This is a genomic window from Streptomyces solitudinis (assembly GCF_036323765.1).
Lineage (GTDB): Bacteria > Actinomycetota > Actinomycetes > Streptomycetales > Streptomycetaceae > Streptomyces.
In genome coordinates, this window is the sequence record NZ_JAZDCW010000001.1 from 465,690 (window position 1) to 481,972 (window position 16,283).

Annotated in this window: 14 protein-coding genes and 2 pseudogenes; 5 read left to right on the plus strand and 11 right to left on the minus strand. The window is 75.6% G+C overall.

Annotation, left to right across the window (positions count from 1 at the left end; all coding sequences use genetic code 11):
• Window positions 1–14: 14 nt before the first annotated feature.
• From V1J52_RS01835 to V1J52_RS01845, 3 genes are all read right to left on the minus strand, one after another.
• Window positions 15–824, minus strand: coding sequence for a methyltransferase domain-containing protein (locus V1J52_RS01835; RefSeq protein ID WP_330137730.1), 810 nt, complete (start codon window positions 822–824; stop codon window positions 15–17).
• Between the two features lie 88 nt (window positions 825–912).
• The gene (locus V1J52_RS01840) at window positions 913–2,103 is read right to left on the minus strand and encodes a baeRF2 domain-containing protein (RefSeq protein WP_330137731.1); all 1,191 of its coding nucleotides are present in this window, start codon (window positions 2,101–2,103) and stop codon (window positions 913–915) included.
• Between the two features lie 114 nt (window positions 2,104–2,217).
• Window positions 2,218–3,243, minus strand: a complete 1,026-nt coding sequence (locus V1J52_RS01845; RefSeq protein ID WP_330137732.1) for a TIGR03557 family F420-dependent LLM class oxidoreductase — start codon at window positions 3,241–3,243, stop codon at window positions 2,218–2,220.
• A gap of 247 nt (window positions 3,244–3,490) precedes the next feature.
• Between V1J52_RS01845 and V1J52_RS01850 the strand changes: the two are divergent.
• Together V1J52_RS01850 and V1J52_RS01855 are read left to right on the plus strand one after the other, a co-directional pair.
• Window positions 3,491–4,282 (plus strand): annotated as a pseudogene (locus V1J52_RS01850) (SigB/SigF/SigG family RNA polymerase sigma factor); the annotation flags it as partial.
• Between the two features lie 277 nt (window positions 4,283–4,559).
• Window positions 4,560–4,994: an SRPBCC family protein gene (locus V1J52_RS01855; RefSeq protein ID WP_330137733.1), complete on the plus strand. Its 435-nt coding sequence runs from the start codon at window positions 4,560–4,562 to the stop codon at window positions 4,992–4,994.
• A 13-nt stretch (window positions 4,995–5,007) separates the two neighbouring features.
• Here the strand turns inward: V1J52_RS01855 and V1J52_RS01860 are convergent, their stop codons facing one another.
• On the minus strand, window positions 5,008–5,862 hold the full coding sequence (locus tag V1J52_RS01860) for an SCO6745 family protein (protein WP_330137734.1): 855 nt from the start codon (window positions 5,860–5,862) through the stop codon (window positions 5,008–5,010).
• A gap of 208 nt (window positions 5,863–6,070) precedes the next feature.
• Between V1J52_RS01860 and V1J52_RS01865 the strand changes: the two genes are divergently transcribed.
• From V1J52_RS01865 to V1J52_RS01875, 3 genes are all read left to right on the plus strand, one after another.
• Window positions 6,071–7,222 (plus strand): aminotransferase class I/II-fold pyridoxal phosphate-dependent enzyme, encoded by a 1,152-nt coding sequence (locus V1J52_RS01865; RefSeq protein ID WP_330137735.1) that lies wholly within the window; start codon window positions 6,071–6,073, stop codon window positions 7,220–7,222.
• The gene (locus V1J52_RS01870; protein WP_330137736.1) at window positions 7,219–8,259 is read left to right on the plus strand and encodes an MBL fold metallo-hydrolase; all 1,041 of its coding nucleotides are present in this window, start codon (window positions 7,219–7,221) and stop codon (window positions 8,257–8,259) included. The genes V1J52_RS01865 and V1J52_RS01870 overlap by 4 nt, the downstream gene beginning before the upstream one ends.
• A 100-nt stretch (window positions 8,260–8,359) precedes the next feature.
• A complete protein-coding gene (locus tag V1J52_RS01875; protein ID WP_330137737.1) occupies window positions 8,360–8,662 on the plus strand; it encodes a 4a-hydroxytetrahydrobiopterin dehydratase in 303 nt (100 codons plus the stop codon).
• A gap of 14 nt (window positions 8,663–8,676) precedes the next feature.
• On the opposite strand, the gene V1J52_RS01880 is transcribed toward V1J52_RS01875, so the two are convergent.
• From V1J52_RS01880 to V1J52_RS01915, 7 genes and pseudogenes are all read right to left on the minus strand, one after another.
• A complete protein-coding gene (locus tag V1J52_RS01880; RefSeq protein WP_330137738.1) occupies window positions 8,677–9,825 on the minus strand; it encodes an alpha-lytic protease prodomain-containing protein in 1,149 nt (382 codons plus the stop codon).
• Window positions 9,826–9,956: 131 nt separating this feature from the next.
• Window positions 9,957–10,916: a LysR family transcriptional regulator gene (locus tag V1J52_RS01885; protein ID WP_330137739.1), complete on the minus strand. Its 960-nt coding sequence runs from the start codon at window positions 10,914–10,916 to the stop codon at window positions 9,957–9,959.
• Window positions 10,917–11,233: 317 nt separating this feature from the next.
• Window positions 11,234–11,899, minus strand: coding sequence for a fasciclin domain-containing protein (locus V1J52_RS01890; protein WP_330137740.1), 666 nt, complete (start codon window positions 11,897–11,899; stop codon window positions 11,234–11,236).
• 115 nt (window positions 11,900–12,014) lie between these two features.
• Window positions 12,015–12,376, minus strand: a pseudogene (locus tag V1J52_RS01895) (molybdopterin-dependent oxidoreductase); the annotation flags it as partial.
• 182 nt (window positions 12,377–12,558) lie between these two features.
• On the minus strand, window positions 12,559–13,065 hold the full coding sequence (locus V1J52_RS26090) for an FAD-binding domain-containing protein (RefSeq protein ID WP_443075680.1): 507 nt from the start codon (window positions 13,063–13,065) through the stop codon (window positions 12,559–12,561).
• Between the two features lie 173 nt (window positions 13,066–13,238).
• Window positions 13,239–14,075: an aldo/keto reductase gene (locus V1J52_RS01910; protein WP_330137741.1), complete on the minus strand. Its 837-nt coding sequence runs from the start codon at window positions 14,073–14,075 to the stop codon at window positions 13,239–13,241.
• Between the two features lie 110 nt (window positions 14,076–14,185).
• Entirely contained in the window at window positions 14,186–16,012 is a 1,827-nt protein-coding gene (locus V1J52_RS01915; RefSeq protein WP_330137742.1) for an AMP-dependent synthetase/ligase, read from the minus strand.
• Between the last annotated feature and the right edge of the window lie 271 nt (window positions 16,013–16,283).

Below are 16,283 nucleotides of genomic sequence, written 5' to 3' on the forward strand. Positions count from 1 at the left end.
CGGCCCGGGGCGCGTCACGCCCGGCAGCACAGTTCGCCGTGCGGGACGGCGAACCAGCCGTCGGCGTGCGCGCCCCAGGCCCGCCAGGCGGCGGCGACGTCCCTGAGAGCCGCGGTCGTGGCGTGCCCGCCGCCGACGGCCAGGCGGGCGAAGTCGGAGTCCACCGTGCGGTCCGCCCACAGACCGCTCCACCAGGCGCGGTCCTCCCCGGTGGCGAAGCACCAGACGTCCGCCGTGGGCGTGACGTCGGTGAAGCCGGCCGCGTGCGCCCAGCCCAGCAGCCGTCGTCCCGCGTCGGGTTCGCCGCCGCCCGCGCGGGCGACGCGCTGGTACAGCTCCTGCCAGGCGTCCAGGCCCGGGAGCTGCGGGTACCACGTCATCGCGGCGTAGTCGGCGTCCCGGACGGCGACGAGGCCGCCGGGGCGGCAGACCCGGCGCATCTCGCGCAGCGCCGCCACCGGATCGCCCACGTGCTGGAGCACCTGGTGGGCGTGGACGACGTCGAAGGAGTCGTCGGGGAAGTCCAGCGCGTGCACGTCGCCGGTCAGGAACCGCACGCCGGGCACGCCCGCGCGTCGCGCCTGCGCACGGGCGGCGTCCAGGATCTCCGCGCTGCGGTCGACCGCCGTGACGGGGCCGGGCGCGACGCGGGCAGCCAGCTCCGCGGTGATCGTGCCGGGTCCGCAGCCGACGTCCAGCAGGGCCAGGCCCGCGCGGAGACGGGGCAGCAGGTAGGCGGCGGAGTTCTCCGCCGTGCGCCAGCGGTGCGAGCGCAGGACGGACTCGTGGTGGCCGTGGGTGTACACGGCGGTCTCTGCGGGCATGGCCGCACCCTAGACCGCAGTCCGCATCCCGAGAGGATTCGTCTCGGGATGCGGGCTGTGCGTGTGGCGGCGGCCGGCCGCCGGGCGGTCAGCTCGCAACGGCCTCCTCACCCTGGTACGGCCAGCGCAGGACGGCGCCCAGGCCCCCCGACGGCTCGTCGGGAACGTTGTCGCCCGTGCCCTCCGGATCGGTCAGCGGCCGGACGGACAGCACGTCGGCACCGGTGGCCGCAGCCACCCGCAGCAGCGCGTCGTCCGCACGGGCGGCGACGGGCTCGGCGGTGCCCAGCGCCTTCGCGTCGGTGCGGCGCAGCGCGATCTGTCCGGGCTCGGCGCCGACCCACACCTCACGGGCCAGATCCGGGCCGTCCGGACGCAGGAGGAGCTGCGCGATGCGGTGCTCCTGCGCGGCCTCGACCAGGGCGGGCACGCCCTCCGCCGCGTCCACGTGCCCGTCCTCGCCGCGTCCGCGGCCCGCGCGGAACCGGTCCATCGCCTCGGCGGCGTGCCGCTGCACGTACCCGGTGCGCAGCGCGGCCAGTTCGCGGTCCAGCAGCTCCTCACCGGCTGCCGCGTTGTTTCCCGGGCGGCGGACGCCGTGCTCGGCGAGGTGGGCCGTGTGCCGCACCGGTTCCGGCAGCCGGTCCCGCACCGCGACGCACTCGCGCTGCTCACCGGCCAGCACGACGAGCTGGGCGCCGGTGCGCTGGAGGCAGGCGGTCAGCTCCTCCGCCACGGTGGCGGCGTTGCGCTCCCAGGTGTTCTCCACCGCGTTCTGGAACTTCCGCTCCGACCAGTCCTTGTCGGCGGTGCGGTGCAGCGGCCAGTCGTCGCCGTTCACACCGCCCACCTGCTCGGTGCCCAGCGGTCCGCGCAGCTCGAAGTCGGCACCCATGCGGTCCACCCTGGCCAGCAGACAGGTCGGCTCGGCCTCGGCGAGGTCCACCAGCGGCACCAGGTGCGGCAGCGGCGCCCAGGTGACGTCGGGCATGCCGCCCGCGGGCGCGGCCGGGAGCACACGGTCGAGCACGACCTCGCCCCCGGCGGCGAACACCGCGCGTCCGGCCGCGTGCTGTTCGCCGTTCCCCGCGCGCAGCGCGTCGACGACCGCCTGGCGGGTACGCTCGTCCGCGCCCTGCGCGGCGAGCCGGTCACCGGTGTCGCGGGCCAGCAGCTCCTGCCGGGCCGCGGTGTCCTCGGTGGCCGAGGCGGCGGTGACGTAGACGGTGGCCCAGGGGCCGGGGCGTTCGTACAGGGGGGTGAGAAATCCGAGGTCCATGGGCTCCCCTTCAGTCGGCGGCCCGCGCGGTGTCGCCCTCGCGGACCTGTCGTACGTGCGGCGGCGGCCGGGTCCCGTCCCGGGACGGGCCACCGCCGCGGTCATCGGCCTGCGTCAGCCGCCTTTCCCGTCAGCGTCCCGTTCACGCAGCCGGGGCAGCACCTCGGTGCGGTAGAAGTCGAAGAAGCCCCGCACGTCGTGGCCGATCTGGCTGACGTAGACGCGGTCGAAACCGGCGTCGGACCCGGCCGCGAGCGCGTCGACGTGCGCCTGCGGGTCGGAGCCGCAGGCCAGCGGCGATCCGGCCACCTGCTCCTCGGTGACGAGTTCGGCGGCCTGCTCGAAGTGGCGCGGCGTCGGCAGCACCTGGGCCAGCTCCCCGGGCAGGAACATGTTCGGCCAGCGCTGGTGCACCGCGCGCACCGCCGCGGCGCGGCTGCGGTCGTAGCACACCTTGACGCCGGTGAACGCCGGGGCCTGACCGCCCTGCCGGCCGCCACCGCCGCTGCGCCGGAACTCCTGCACGGCCTCGCCCTGCGGCCCCATGGAGACGAAGCCGTCCCCGATCCGGCCGGCCAGGGCGATCGCGGCGGGCCCGAACCCGGAGACGTCGATCGGCACCGGCTCCTCGGGCACGTCGTACAGCCGCGCGTTCTCCACCGTGTAGTACCGGCCGTAGTGCGTGACCTGGCGGCCGGTGAAGAGCTGCCGCATGATGTCGACGGCCTCCTCCAGCATCTCCAGCCGGACGGGCGCGGGGGGCCAGCGCTCACCGGTGATGTGCTCGTTGAGCGCCTCGCCGCTGCCCACGCCCAGCCGGAAGCGGCCGTCCAGCTGCACCGCGCTCGTCGCGGCGGCCTGGGCGACCACGGCCGGGTGCAGCCGCGTGGTCGGGCACGTCACAGCCGTCTGCACCGGCAGGGACACCGCTTCGGACAGCGCGCCGATCACCGACCACACGAAGGGGCTGTGCCCCTGCGCGTCCGTCCACGGGTGGTAGTGGTCGGAGATCCACAGCGCGGTGAAGCCCGCGTCCTGCGCCATCCGCGCCTGCTCCACCAGGGCCCGCGGTCCGTGGTCCTCGCAGGCGAGGAAATAGCCGTACTCGGTGCCGCCCGGGGCGGCGGGTGTCTCGGTCATCGCGCTCCCGACGATCGTCTCCGTCCTGCGCTCCGGTCCTCCGCCGGGTACCGCGGGAAAGAGCCGGGAAAACCTTGTTTTGCCCCGCATGCCCCGGGCAGACGGACGTTCGTGCTTCGGACTGAAGGCACATCCGCGGGAGGGACGGCACGGCCCTCGCCCCGGGTGGACCCCGTCCGGGCCCGCCCGCGCCCCTCCTCCCGCGACCTGCCCACCAGTGCTGTAACGCTCGGGGAGAGACCAGCCCATGACGCACGTAGCCGCCCGTTCCACCCGCACCCGCCACTCGCACCACGACGCCCCCGACACCGCGGACGCCTTCCAGCGCATGAGCGAACTGCCCGAGGGGCCCGAACGCGAGGCACTGAGCCAGGAGATCGTGCGCGCCTGGATGCCCATGGCGCACCGCCTGGCCCGCCACTTCCGCAACCGGGGTGAGGCGCTGGAGGACCTGGAGCAGGTGGCCGCCCTCGGGCTGGTCAAGGCCGTCGGGCGGTACGACGCGGCACGCGGCAGCGCCTTCGAGAGTTTCGCCGTGCCGACGATCGTCGGCGAGATCAAGCGCCACTTCCGCGACCACATGTGGGGCCTGCACGTGCCCCGGCGCGTGCAGGAGCTGCGCAACCGCGTGCGCACCGCGCAGCGCGAGCTGAGCCACGGTCTCGACGGCCGGACCCCCGGCGTCGCCGCGCTCGCCGAGCACTGCGGACTCACCGAGGAGGAGGTGCGCGTCGGGTCGGAGGCGCTGGAGAGCTACAGCACCCTGTCCCTGGACGCCGAGATGCCCACCTCCGACGACGGCTACTCCCTCATGGACACCCTCGGCAGCGTGGAGACCGGCTACGACCTCGTGGTCGCCAGGGAGTCCATCAAGCCCCGGCTGCGCACGCTTCCCGAGCGCGAACGCCGCATCCTGTACCTGCGGTTCTTCTGCGACATGACGCAGAGCCGGATCGCCGAGCAGCTCGGCATCTCGCAGATGCACGTCTCCCGGCTCCTCAACCGCACGTGCAGCAAGCTGCACGCCGAGATCGAGTCGGCCCGTCCGGCCGTGCGCGCCGTGCCCGCCGCGGCCGACGCGGGCGGGGAACCGGAGCGCGCGGCGCGGGTCATCCGCCGCCCGGAGCGCGTGGCCGGGGCGCGTCCGCGCCGGGCGGTGCGCCGCTCGCCGGAGCTGCGCCCCGGGGCCCGGCGTCCGCACACGGCGCCGTCCGCGCCGACGGACCGGGCCGCGGCCTGACGGACCGGGGCCCGTGCTGCGGCTCGCGCCGGGCCGCGGCGGGCGCCGGTGTCCGCGGGCCCCTACCGTCGGCCGTGTGACCCCGTTCAGGATCGAGCGACGCACGCGGCTGAGCGCGCCGGAGGCGTGGCGCCGGCTGACGACCTGGGAGCGCCACGGGCAGCACGTGCCGTTGACGCAGGTCACGGTGGTGACGCCGCCGCCCAACCGGGCCGGCACCCGGTTCACGGCCCGCACCGGGATCGGCGCGGTCGCCTTCGACGACGCGATGGAGGTCGTGCGCTGGGAGCCGCCCGCCCCGGGCCGCCCCGGGCACTGCCGGATGGAGAAGCGGGGCAGCGCGGTCACCGGCTGGGCCGCCTTCGAGGTGGCGGACGACGGGCCGGGCGCGCGGGTCGTGTGGTGCGAGGAGCTGCGGATGCGGTGGGCGCCGCGGCTGCTGGACGCGCCGACGGCCCTGCTGGGCCGTGTCGTCTTCGGACGTGTCGTCGCGCGGCTGCTGGAGCCGTGAGCCGCCCTGCGGTTCACTCCCGTGGCGCCGGGAGGCCCATCGGGTTGGGGAAGCGCAGTGCGGCGGCACACGACCCGGCCAGCGGGGCGAGCAGCCGCCGCAGCCGCTCCGGGGCCCCGGCGTCCCACTCCTGCCACGGACGGGCGGCGGCCCGGTCGGTGGCCTCCTCCACCCGTCGGTGGAGGAGACGGCCCTTCGGCGTCGCCGTCCCGGCCGCGTCCAGCAGGCCGCGCCCGGCCAGCCGGTCCACGGCGGCCTGCCACTGCGCGTCGCTCCACCCCCGGAAGGGCTGGAGCTCGTGGCGGGGCAGGTCGATGCCCGTGCGCAGGACCAGCGATTCGCAGCCGTCCAGGCCCGCGGCGACCAGGGCCGCGACGTGCCCGTCCCCCCGGTGTTCCCGCAGGACGGTGGCCGCGTGCCACAGCCGCCCCGCCGGGCCGGGCGGCGCGTCGAGGCCGTGGTGGGCGGCGGCCAGGACCCGCCCGGCGCAGTCCAGGCCGCGCACCCGCTCCAGCAGCAGGTCCGCGGCTTCGGCCGTCTGCCGCTCGCGGCCGGACAGCAGGCGCGTGAGGGCGGCCCGGGCGCCGGCCTGCCGCGCCGCGAGCGCGGCTCCGGGCGTCACCGCCGACCAGACCTCCGGCAGCGCCCGCGCGACCATGGCCGGTGCGAAGCCGAAGAACGCGGCCGTGACCGGCTCCGGCCCCACCGTGCCCAGGGCGGCGGCCCGGCCCGCGAAGTAGCCCCGCCAGAACCCGCGCAGCCCCGCGTCCGCGAAGGCGCTCAGCGCCTCGGGCGCGAAGTAGGTCACCGCGTGGACCGGCTCGAACAGGGCCCACAGCGCGCGGGCCGTCCCCGGTGCGTCCGCCATGCCGCCGTCTCCCGTCGCTGTCACAGTCGCTGTCACCGGTGCCGGTGCCTGTCGCCGGTGCCGCGTCCGTCCGGTGTGCCTTGCCCAGCAGAGCACGGGGTAGGCGTGCGGCGGCACCCCCGCGCGGCGGGACGGCCCGCTTCGGCGGCGCCGCCCGGGGGATTCTGCCAAGGTGGGAAGGGCACAGCGGCGGCCGGCGGAGGCGCGGATGCGGGACAGCGAACGGGACGACCCGGTGGCCGTGGCCGCCTGCGGCTACTGGCGGCGGCGCGGACTGCCCACCGGGCCCGCCCAGGTCGTCGTCGCGCCCGGTGCTCCGCTGCTGCTGCTCGCCCTGCTGGCGGCGGCCGGGAACGGGCACGCCCCCGGCCCCGGCGTGCTGCTGCCCCGCCCCGGCCCAGTCTGGCACGCGGCGCAGGCCGGGCTGCTGGGCCGCGCGCCGCGCGCCGTCCCGTCCCCGGCCGAGTGCGGCGGCGTGCCGGACCCCTTCGCCCTGCTGGAGACGGTCCGCCGGGAGCGGTCCGCCGGCGCGGCCCCCGGGGTGCTGCTGCTGTCCGTCGCCGACGACCCGAGCGGCACGGTCGCGCCGCCCGAACTGCTGCACGAGGTGTGCGAGGCGGCAGCGGGGGAGGGGCTGCTCGTCGTCAGCGACGAGAGCTGGCGCGACACCGTCCACGACCCGCACGCCACGGTGGTCGTCAGCCCGGCCGAGATGCTGCACGCCGAGGGCGCCGGGCCGGAGAACGTCGTCGTCCTCACCGCGCTGGACGCGGCGCCGGACGCCGCCGAGCCCCCCGCCGCGGAGGCCGGGACGGTGCCGGACGGCCCGGCGGCCGGGCTGGCCCGCTTCCCGCCCACCGCGCGGGGCGCCGCCCTGGCCGACGGGGTGCGGCGGGTCCTCGACGCCCTGGGGCCCGGTCCGCTGCCCGTCCCCGCGGCCCGGTCCGCCGCCGCGTACCTGGCGGACTCCGCCGACGCGCTGCGGCAGCGCGCGGCTCGCGCGCGGGCGTACGGCCGGTACGCGGACGCCCTGTGCCGGACGCTGACGGCGGCCGGGGCGCTGTGCCGCCCGCCGCAGGCGGGACGGCACCTGTACCCCGACTTCGAACCGCTGCGGGAGGTCCTCGCGGCGCGCGGCGTCACCGGCGCCGCCGCGCTGGAGGCCGCGCTGACCCTGCGCCTGGGCGCCGGGGTGCTCGGCGGCCACCGCTTCGGGGACGACCCGCACGCGCTGCGGGTACGGCTGCCCGCACGCGCGGAACCACCGGACGCACCGGGCGCGTTGGACCGGGTGGAGGCCGCGCTGGCCGGCCTTGCCGCCGGCGGGCCGGTGCCACGCACGACGGGAAGTGGGAGATGACCGAACGAACCGACCGGACCGAACCGGCCGACATCGCGGGCGGAACCGGCCGGGCCGACGGGTCGCGGGTGCGCCCGCTCGGTGAACGGCGCCGCTGGCCGCGCTCCTTCACCGGGCGGCTGACCGCGCCGCTGCCCGGCCCCCTGGAGATGTTCCGCGCCGCCCGCAGCGGCGCCCTGCGCCCGCCGCGCGAGGCGATGGCGCAGGCCGCGCGGCTGCCCGTCGAGCCGGGGCCGCTGCCGCAGGCCGGGCCCGCGCGGACGGCCGTCACCTGGGCCGGGCACGCCAGTTGGGTGGTGCGCACGGGCGGGCTGACCGTCCTCACCGACCCGGTGTGGTCGCGCAGGATTCTCGGTACCCCCCGGCGGCTCACCCCGGTCGGCGTCCCGTGGGAGGACCTGCCGGCGGTGGACGCCGTGGTCATCTCGCACAACCACTACGACCACCTGGACGCCCCCACGCTCGCCCGGCTGCCGCGCGACACGCCGCTGTTCGTCCCGGCCGGGCTCGGCGCCTGGTGCCGCAGGCGCCGGTTCACCCGCGTCACCGAACTGGACTGGTGGGAGGCGGCGGAGCTGCCCGGCCCGGCCGGGCCGGTGCGCTTCGACTTCGTCCCCGCACACCACTGGTCCCGGCGCGGCATCGCGGACACCTGCCGCTCCCTGTGGGGCGGCTGGGTGCTCACCGCGCCCGGCGGGCAGCGGGTCTACTTCGCCGGGGACACCGGCTACGGCCACTGGTTCGCCGAGATCGGCCGCCGCCACCCGGGCATCGACCTCGCCCTCCTGCCCATCGGCGCCTACGCGCCCCGCCCGCTGCTGACGCCCGTGCACACCGACCCGGAGGAGGCCGTGCGCGCCTGCGGGGACCTGGGCGCGGCCCGCATGGCGCCGATGCACTGGGCGACGTTCACGCTCTCCGGCGAACCGCCGCTGGAACCGCTGACCCGGGTGCGCGCGGCGTGGTCCGCGGCCGGACGGGATGCCGGGGACCTGTGGGACCTGCCGGTCGGCGGCTCCCGCATCCTGCCGCCCTGACACCGCCCCGCCCCGGTACCGTCCCGTACGACACCGCCGCGGTGACGCGCCGGCCGGCGCCGTGCCGGCGACCGCCGCCCCGACCGACAGGAGACGCACCGTGCCGCAACCGCTGAGCGAGGCCGAACTGTCCGCCGCACTCGCCGAGCTGCCCGGCTGGGAGAGTGACGGCGACGCGATCACCCGCACCTACCGCCTGGGCGCGCACCTGCGGGCCGCCGCGATGGCCCTGCACGTCGCCACCATCCAGGACGAGCTGGACCACCACGCACGGCTGGAGATCGGCTACGACACGCTCGCCGTCACCGTGAACACCCACAGCGCGGGCGGGCGCGTCACGCGGCTGGACACGCGACTGGCCCGCCGGATCGAGGAGATCGCGGCGGGCCATGGCGCGCGTTAGCGCGGGAGGAGCGGTCAGCCGGTGACCAGCGTCAGCCCGTAGGCCGACAGGATCGGGTTGATCGGCTGGTGGAACGTCGTCCCGCCGGTGCGGCAGTTGCCGGAGCCGCCGGAGGTGACGCCCTGCGCCTGGCTGCCCGAGATGTAGGAGCCACCGGAGTCACCGGGCTCGGCGCACACGGAAGTGCGCGTCACGCCGGAGATGGTGCCCTGCGGGTAGCTGACGCTGGTGTTGTGCTGCTGGATGTAGCCGCAGTGCCAGCCGGTCGTGGAGCCGGACCGGCAGATGGACGAGCCCACCGGGGCCTGCCGGGAACCGGCGACCCGGTAGCTGGAGCCCTGCACGCGCGAGGTCGGCGTCCAGTTGCTGTTCACGGCCACCCAGGCCATGTCGCGGCCGGGGAAGATCGACGCCTGGAACGTGCCCTGCGAAACGCGGTTGTAGCCCTGCGTGGAGCTGCCGGCGCGGCCGCAGTGGCCGGCCGTCGCGAAGCCCGGCGTCGAGCCGCGGCGCACGGGGAAGCCGACCGAGCAGCGTCCGGAGCCGTTGATGTAGTACGCCTGGCCGCCGACCAGGTCGTACATCGGCTTGGGCTGCTCGGCGGTCTTCACCACGCGCACGGTGTCGGCGTCGGCACCGCTGGCGGCGATGAGCTGCCGGGCCTTGGCGGGCTGGGTCGTGTGGACCACGACGCTGTTGGTCTTGGTGTCCACGTACCAGAACGCCGCGCTGTTCTTGGCGGAGCCCTTGACCGCCCGGTCCAGCTTGGCCCGCACGGACTCCAGGTCGCGCACGCTGTGCTCGACGACCTTGGCCGTGGCACCGGCCTTCTCGATCGCGGCGGCCTGGCCGCGGTCGGTGGTGGCGACGACCAGCTCGGCCGTCGCACCGGTCACCCAGGCGCCGCCGAACGCGGTCCCCAGGTCCTTCTGGAGCGCGGGGGCGACCTGCGCGGCCCGCGCCTCGTTCGCCACGCGGGCCTGAGCCTGCGTCGCGGTCAGGCCGAGGTCACGCTCCATGGCCTTGAGCATTCCGGCGGACATCGGCACGGAAGCCTTCGCCTGGGGGGCTTCCTGTGCTCCCGCGGTGGCGGGGAGGGTGGTGATGCCGAGGGCGGCAACGGCCACGGCGGCGCCGGCGATCACACGTCGTCTGTGGAGCATTTGGGGGTTCTCCTCAGTGTCGGGGGGTGCGATCGCCACGTTAGCCATCCGGTTCACCGGTCGTGTACCTGCCAACCGATACCTCTTACGGTGCGATGGATGTACGCGTGTCGTACGGCACGACGTCAGCCTCATGACGCCGTCCCGTAACAGGTGTTGTGTCTGAGCCAGTCGTCGTAGCGGGCGTTGCGCCGCACCGCGTCCCGGTGCACCTGCCGGGTGTGCAGGGACACCGCCGGTGCCGCCAGGGCCGCGGGCGAGCCCGGGTGGTAGCCGATCAGGTGGCGCCAGCTCAGCGGCGTCCCCGCCAGCGGCACGGTGACGACGCCGGGGGTCGGCGGGAACGTCGCCCGGGCCAGCCCCACCGCCCGGCCGACCTGCACCAGGTGCACCGACGACGCCGTGTCGGTCTCGAACACGGAGACCGGGGTGAACCCGGCCTGCGCGCACGCGGCCGTGAAGCAGTCCGAGAAGCAGCCGTCGCCCGGCACGCTCGCCCAGCGCTCCTCGGCCAGCTTGCCCAGCTCCAGCTCCGGTTCGTCCGCGTAGGGGTGGTCGTCGGACAGCAGGACGAAGACCGGGTCCCGGCCGACGGGCTGCCACACCAGCCGGTCGGCGTCCGGCGGCCGGCTCTCCCCGCACACGCCGACCAGTGCGAAGTCGAGCCTGCCCTCGGACAGTTGCGCGCAGATCTCCGACACCGACCAGGCGGTGAAGGTGCTCACCTCGGCCGCGGGATGCGCCGAGGACAGCCGGTCGACGAGGGCGCCGAGCATGGGCCCGTGCGTACCGCCGACCCGGAAGCGGGGCACTCCGCCCCACGAACGGGCGAACAGCCGTGCGTCCTCCTGGAGCTGGCGCACCGCGGGCAGCAGCACCCGCGCCCGCTCCAGGACGAGTTCACCGAGCGGCGTGGGACGGGCGCCCCCGCGGTCCCGGACGAAGAGCGCTCCGCCCAGGGCCCGTTCTATGCGCTTGAGCTGGGCGCTCAGCGCGGACTGCGCCAGCCCGAGCGAGGTGGCCGCCCGGGTGAGGCTGCCCGCGTCCGCAATCGCTCGGATGACCTTGAGGTGCCGTAGCTCCAGGTCCATCGATCCTCTTCTCCGTGACCCGCCGGGATCAGCCGGCGGTCAGCCGGGGCGCGTCCCGACGACGGGGCGCGCGGACCGGTCCACGCGCTCGCCCGCAAGAACCGCCGTTCCCCTCCCGCACGCGCAAGGGGTCGCCAGGCGCGGCCGGGAGAGCGGCCCCCGTGGTCACCGGGGGAGCGGGCAAGAGGAAGACCGGTTTCTTCCCGAAAAATTACGGCCCGGGTACGGGCTGCGGCAATACGGCGGCACATCCGGTCTCCGGAGAAACGGAACGCCGCCATCCGGCCAGACCGGACGGCGGCGTACGCGACGAGGGGTCAGGACTGCGGCATCAGCACCGAGTCGATCATGTAGACGGTGGCGTTGGCGGTCTGCACGTTGCCGCACACCACCTCGGCTCCGTCGCCCACCTGGTACTCCTCACCGGAGCCGGAGGTCGTCAGCTCCTGTTCGGCCAGTGTCTGGAAGGTGCCGTCCTCCAGGTCGGACGGCGCCAGGCGCTCGTCCACCACGTGGTAGGTCAGTACCTCGGTCAGCTGCTCCTTGTCGTTGAGGAGGGCGTCCAGGTCCTCCTGCGGGATCTTGGCGAAGGCGTCGTTGGTCGGGGCGAACACCGTGACGTCCTCCGCGTTGTTCAGCGTGTCGGTCAGATCGGCCGCCTGCACGGCCTGCGCCAGGGTGGACAGCTCCGGATTGTGGGAGGCGGCGGTGGCGACCGGGTCCTGCGCCATGCCCGCGAAGCTGCCGTCGCCCTCACTGGGCACGGCCGGGCAGGACGGCCCGAACGGCTCGGTGCCCGGCCCCCCGGTGGGGCTCCCGGTCGCTTCCTCGGAGGGCGTGCCGGTTTCCCGCTCCTCGGCGGCCGGGGTGGCCGGGCCGGACGCGGAGTCGTCCTGTGAGCCGCAGGCGGTGACGGCCAGCGGCAGCACCGCGGCGGCGGTGACCGCGACGGCGGTGCGGCGGATGCGGCGGAAGGTGCTCATGGTGTGTCTCCAGGGTGCGGGGGCTCCGCTGCGGAGTCCCGATGGGGTTCGGTCGGCCGGTACCGGCGCGTGACGCGCCGTCCCGGAGTGACGGGGCGGGGCCCCGGGGCCCGGATCAGTCGACGGTGACCACCACCGCGTGCCATCCGGTCGCCCCGTCGGGCACGGCGCCGGCGCGCCTCCCGGTCTGGGTGCGGCCCTCGCCGTCGGTGGCGGGCACGGAACCGGCGGCAGCCGTGGCCAGGGACGTGGGGCGTCGATCCGTGACTGCGTCCGCGCGGGGGCGCGTGCGGCCCAGTCCCGCTTGACCCAGTACGCGTCATAGGTGGCGAACGTGGTCGGCTCCAGTTCTCCCGGCCACGTGCAGGCCGAGACGTATCCGTACAATCCGGGCACGGCTATCCTGACGGGAAAACCGTGCCCGAACGGAAGCGGCTCGCCGTTCATGCCGACGGCGGGCAGGGCGCCGCGCCCGTCGGCGTGCCGCGCGGGGCGGGAGCGCGGCCCCCCTCCGGCGGGCGGCCCGCCCGATCAGCCGGTGGCCCGGCCGGTGGAGTCGGGCGCACCGGGTCCGGCGGACTGGTCCCGCCCGGAACCAGGGCAGACCCGCTGTCCGCGGGGCGCCCGCTCAGGGCGGTTCCCCGCCTCCGGACGCCGGGTCAGTCCAGGCCGCGTGCCTGGCGGAAGCGGGCCAGGCCCTCGGAGAGCCCCACGACCGGACCGGGGTAGTCCAGCGCGGCCCGGCCGGACTCCGGCAGTCGCCACGGCTCGTGCACCGCGCGGCCCGGCACCCCGGCCAGCTCCGGGACCCAGCGCCGCACGTAGACGCCGTCGGGGTCGAACCGCCGGGCCTGCGAGAGCGGGTTCAGCACCCGGTTGGGCCGGGTGTCGGTGCCGGTGCCGGCGTGCACCCGCCGACCGCCCCTGGCACGCAGCGAGGCGTCCAGACCGGCGAGGCAGTCCGCGAGGAAGGCGCTGCGGTTGGGCGCGTCGTACCCGGCGCGGTGGATGCCGCTGTCCGTCACGAACAGCGGCACGACCGCGTCGGAGCGGGCGAGCGCGGCGTGCAGCGGCGGATGGTCGTGCACCCGCAGGTCGGAGGTGAACAGCACGATCGACACCGGAGGCACGGGCGGACTCCCTGCACGTGGGGCACGGGTGGTCACGGGGACGGGCGGACGCGGACGGCGCTGTCACCGCGGACGGCCGCGGGGAGGGCCGGGCAGCCGGAGGGCACCGCGGCTACCACCGCTGGGCCGGGAAACACCGCGCGCCGCGACCCTCGTAACGAGTCGCGGCGCGGCGGGACACGGCGGACGTCGTCCGCCCGGGTGGTGCGTCAGCCCGTGTAGTCCATGGTGGACGGGTCCGGGCCGAGCCGGGTGCCCGTCTCCAGGCCGGCGATGGCCGCCAGGTCCTCGGCGTCCAGCTCGAAGCCGAACACGTCGATGTTCTCCTGGATGCGGGACGGCGTGACCGACTTGGGGATCACCACGTTGCCCAGCTGGAGGTGCCAGCGCAGGATGACCTGCGCGGCCGTCCTGCCGTGCTTGGTGCCGATACCGGTGATCACCGGGTCGGTCAGGATGTCCTTGCCCTGGCCGAGCGGCGACCACGCCTCGGTGGCGATCTCGTGCGCGGAGTGGAACGTGCGCAGCTGCTCCTGCTGGAGCTGCGGGTGCAGCTCCACCTGGTTGAGCACCGGCACGGCCGACGTCTCGTCCAGCAGGCGCTGGAGGTGCGGCGGCTGGAAGTTCGAGACGCCGATCGCGCGCACCCGGCCGTCGGCGTACAGCTTCTCGAAGGCCCGCCAGGTGTCGACGTAGCGGTCGAACATCGGCAGCGGCCAGTGGATCAGGTAGAGGTCGACGTACTCCGTGCCCAGGCGGGCCAGCGAGGCGTCGAAGGCCCGCAGCGTGGCGTCGTACCCCTGGTCGCTGTTCCACAGCTTCGTGGTGAGGAAGACCTCCTCGCGCGGCACGCCGGAGGCGGCGATGGCACGGCCCGTCCCCTCCTCGTTCTGGTACGCGGAGGCGGTGTCGATGCTGCGGTAGCCCGCCTCCAGCGCGCGGGCGACGGTGGCCGCCGCCTCGTCGTCCGGGACCTGCCAGACGCCGAAGCCGAGCTGCGGCATGCTGACGCCGTTGTTCAGGGTGATGTGGGGGACGCTGCTCATGTAAGCGGTGCTTCCTTACGTCGTTCGACGGCTCCGTACACCCGGTGCCAACGGACGGGGCCGCCCGCGCATTCCCGCCCCGCGCCGCCGCCTGCCGAGCGGAGCGGGGCTCACCGGCGGTAGAGGGCGTCGATGTCGTCGGCGTACGCCGTCTCTATGGCCGCCCGGCGCAGCTTCAGCGACGGCGTGACCAGCCCCCGCTCCTCGGTGAACCGGGTGCCCAGGATGCGGAAGTCGCGGATCGACTCCGCCTTGGAGACCTGCGTGTTGGCGGCCAGCACCGCCCGGCCCACCTCGGCCCGCAGGTCCGGGTCGTGGATCACCTCGCCGGGCGCCAGCACGGGCTTGTGCCGCATCGCCAGCCAGTGTCCCACGGCCTCCGGGTCCAGGGTCACCAGCGCCGAGACGTAGGGGCGGTCGTTGCCGATCACGATGCACTCCGACACCAGCGGATGGGCCCGCACCCGGTCCTCCAGCGGACCGGGCGCCACGGTCTTGCCGCTCGACGTCACCAGGACGTCCTTCTTGCGCCCGGTGATCGTGAGGTAGCCCTCCTCGTCCAGGCGCCCGAGGTCGCCGGTGGCCAGCCACCCCCCGCGCAGCGCCTCGGCGGTGGCCTCCGTGTCGTTGTGGTAGCCCTGGAAGACCAGGTCGCCGCTGAGCCAGACCTCCCCGTCGTCGGCGATGCGCACCGACACCCCGGGCATGGGGCGCCCCACCGTGCCGAACCGGGTGCGGCGGGGCGGGTTGGCCACGGCGCCGCCCGACGTCTCGGTCAGCCCGTACCCCTCGTAGACGCGGATGCCGGCCCCGGCGAAGAACAGCCCGAGCCGCCGCTCCAGCGCGGAACCGCCGGACACCGCCGCCGCGCACCGCCCGCCCAGCGCCTCCCGGAACCGCGCGTACACCCGCCGGTCGAAGACCTGGTGCTGCACCCGCAGGGACGGGCCCGGCCCCGGCCCCGTCCGGAACGTGCGCCGCTCCAGCGCCTCGGCGTGGCGCACGGCGACGTCCACCGCCCGGTCGAACGCCGCCAGCCGCCCCTCCGCCTCCGCGCGTCGGCGCGCGGCGTGGAAGACCCGCTCGAAGACGTAGGGCACGCCCAGGAAGAAGTCGGGGCGGAAACCGGCCAGGTCCGGCAGGAGCGCCTCCGCGCTCAGCTCGGGCTGGTGGCCGAGCCTGACCCCGCCGCGCACCGCGGCGACCTCCACCATCCGCCCGAAGACGTGCGCCAGCGGCAGGAACAGCAGCGTGCTGGGCTGCTCCCCGGCGCGCGGCCGGATGACGGAGGCGTAGCGGGCCAGCAGGTTGTCGCACTGGGCCATGAAGTTGCCGTGGGTGAGCACGCAGCCCTTCGGCCGCCCCGTCGTGCCCGAGGTGTACAGGACGGTCGCCGGGGTGTCCGGGGTCAGCGCCATGCGGTGGCGGTGCACGACGTCGTCGGCCAGGTGCACCCCGGCCACGGACAGGTGCGCCTCGGCGCCCGCGTCCACCTGCCACAGCTGCCGCAGCAGCGGCAGCCGGCCGATCACCGAACCGACCGTCATGGCGTGGTCCTCGTGCTCCACGATCGCGGCCGTCACCTGGGCGTCGTGCAGGATCCACCGGACCTGCTCGGCCGAGGACGTGGGATACACCGGCACCGGCTGTGCGCCCACCGCCCACAGGGCGAAGTCGAACAGCGTCCACTCGTAGCGGGTGCGGCACATCAGCGCCACCCGCGCGCCGAACCGGACGCCCTCCGCGAGCAGTCCCTTCGCGACGGCGAGCACCTGGTCACGGAAGTCGGCGGCGCTCACGTCCCGCCAGCGGCCCTCGGCGTCCTTGCGGGCCAGCACGGGCAGACCGGGTTCGCGCACGGCGCGTTCGAACACGGTGTCGGCCAGCCCGCCGACCGGCGGCGCCGTCACCAGGGCAGGGGTGGTGAACTCGCGCAAGGGGCGCTCTCCTCGGAGTGTGCGGCAGCACACACAGTGAGAAGACCGTACTGGACGGTCCGGCCCCCGGAAAGGCGCCGGTGCTGGTCAGCCAGGGGCAAAAGCGACCACTTGGGGCACCGGCGGCCGGATCTTCGCGGGGTGCGCCCGAACCGCCCCGCAAGCGCACCGAGGACGGGCACACGGTCTCCGCGATTCACGCGCACCCCGCGCCACATCGGGCGCCCCGGAGCGCACAACACGGCTCACAAGCCGGTTCGCGCCCCCGGTC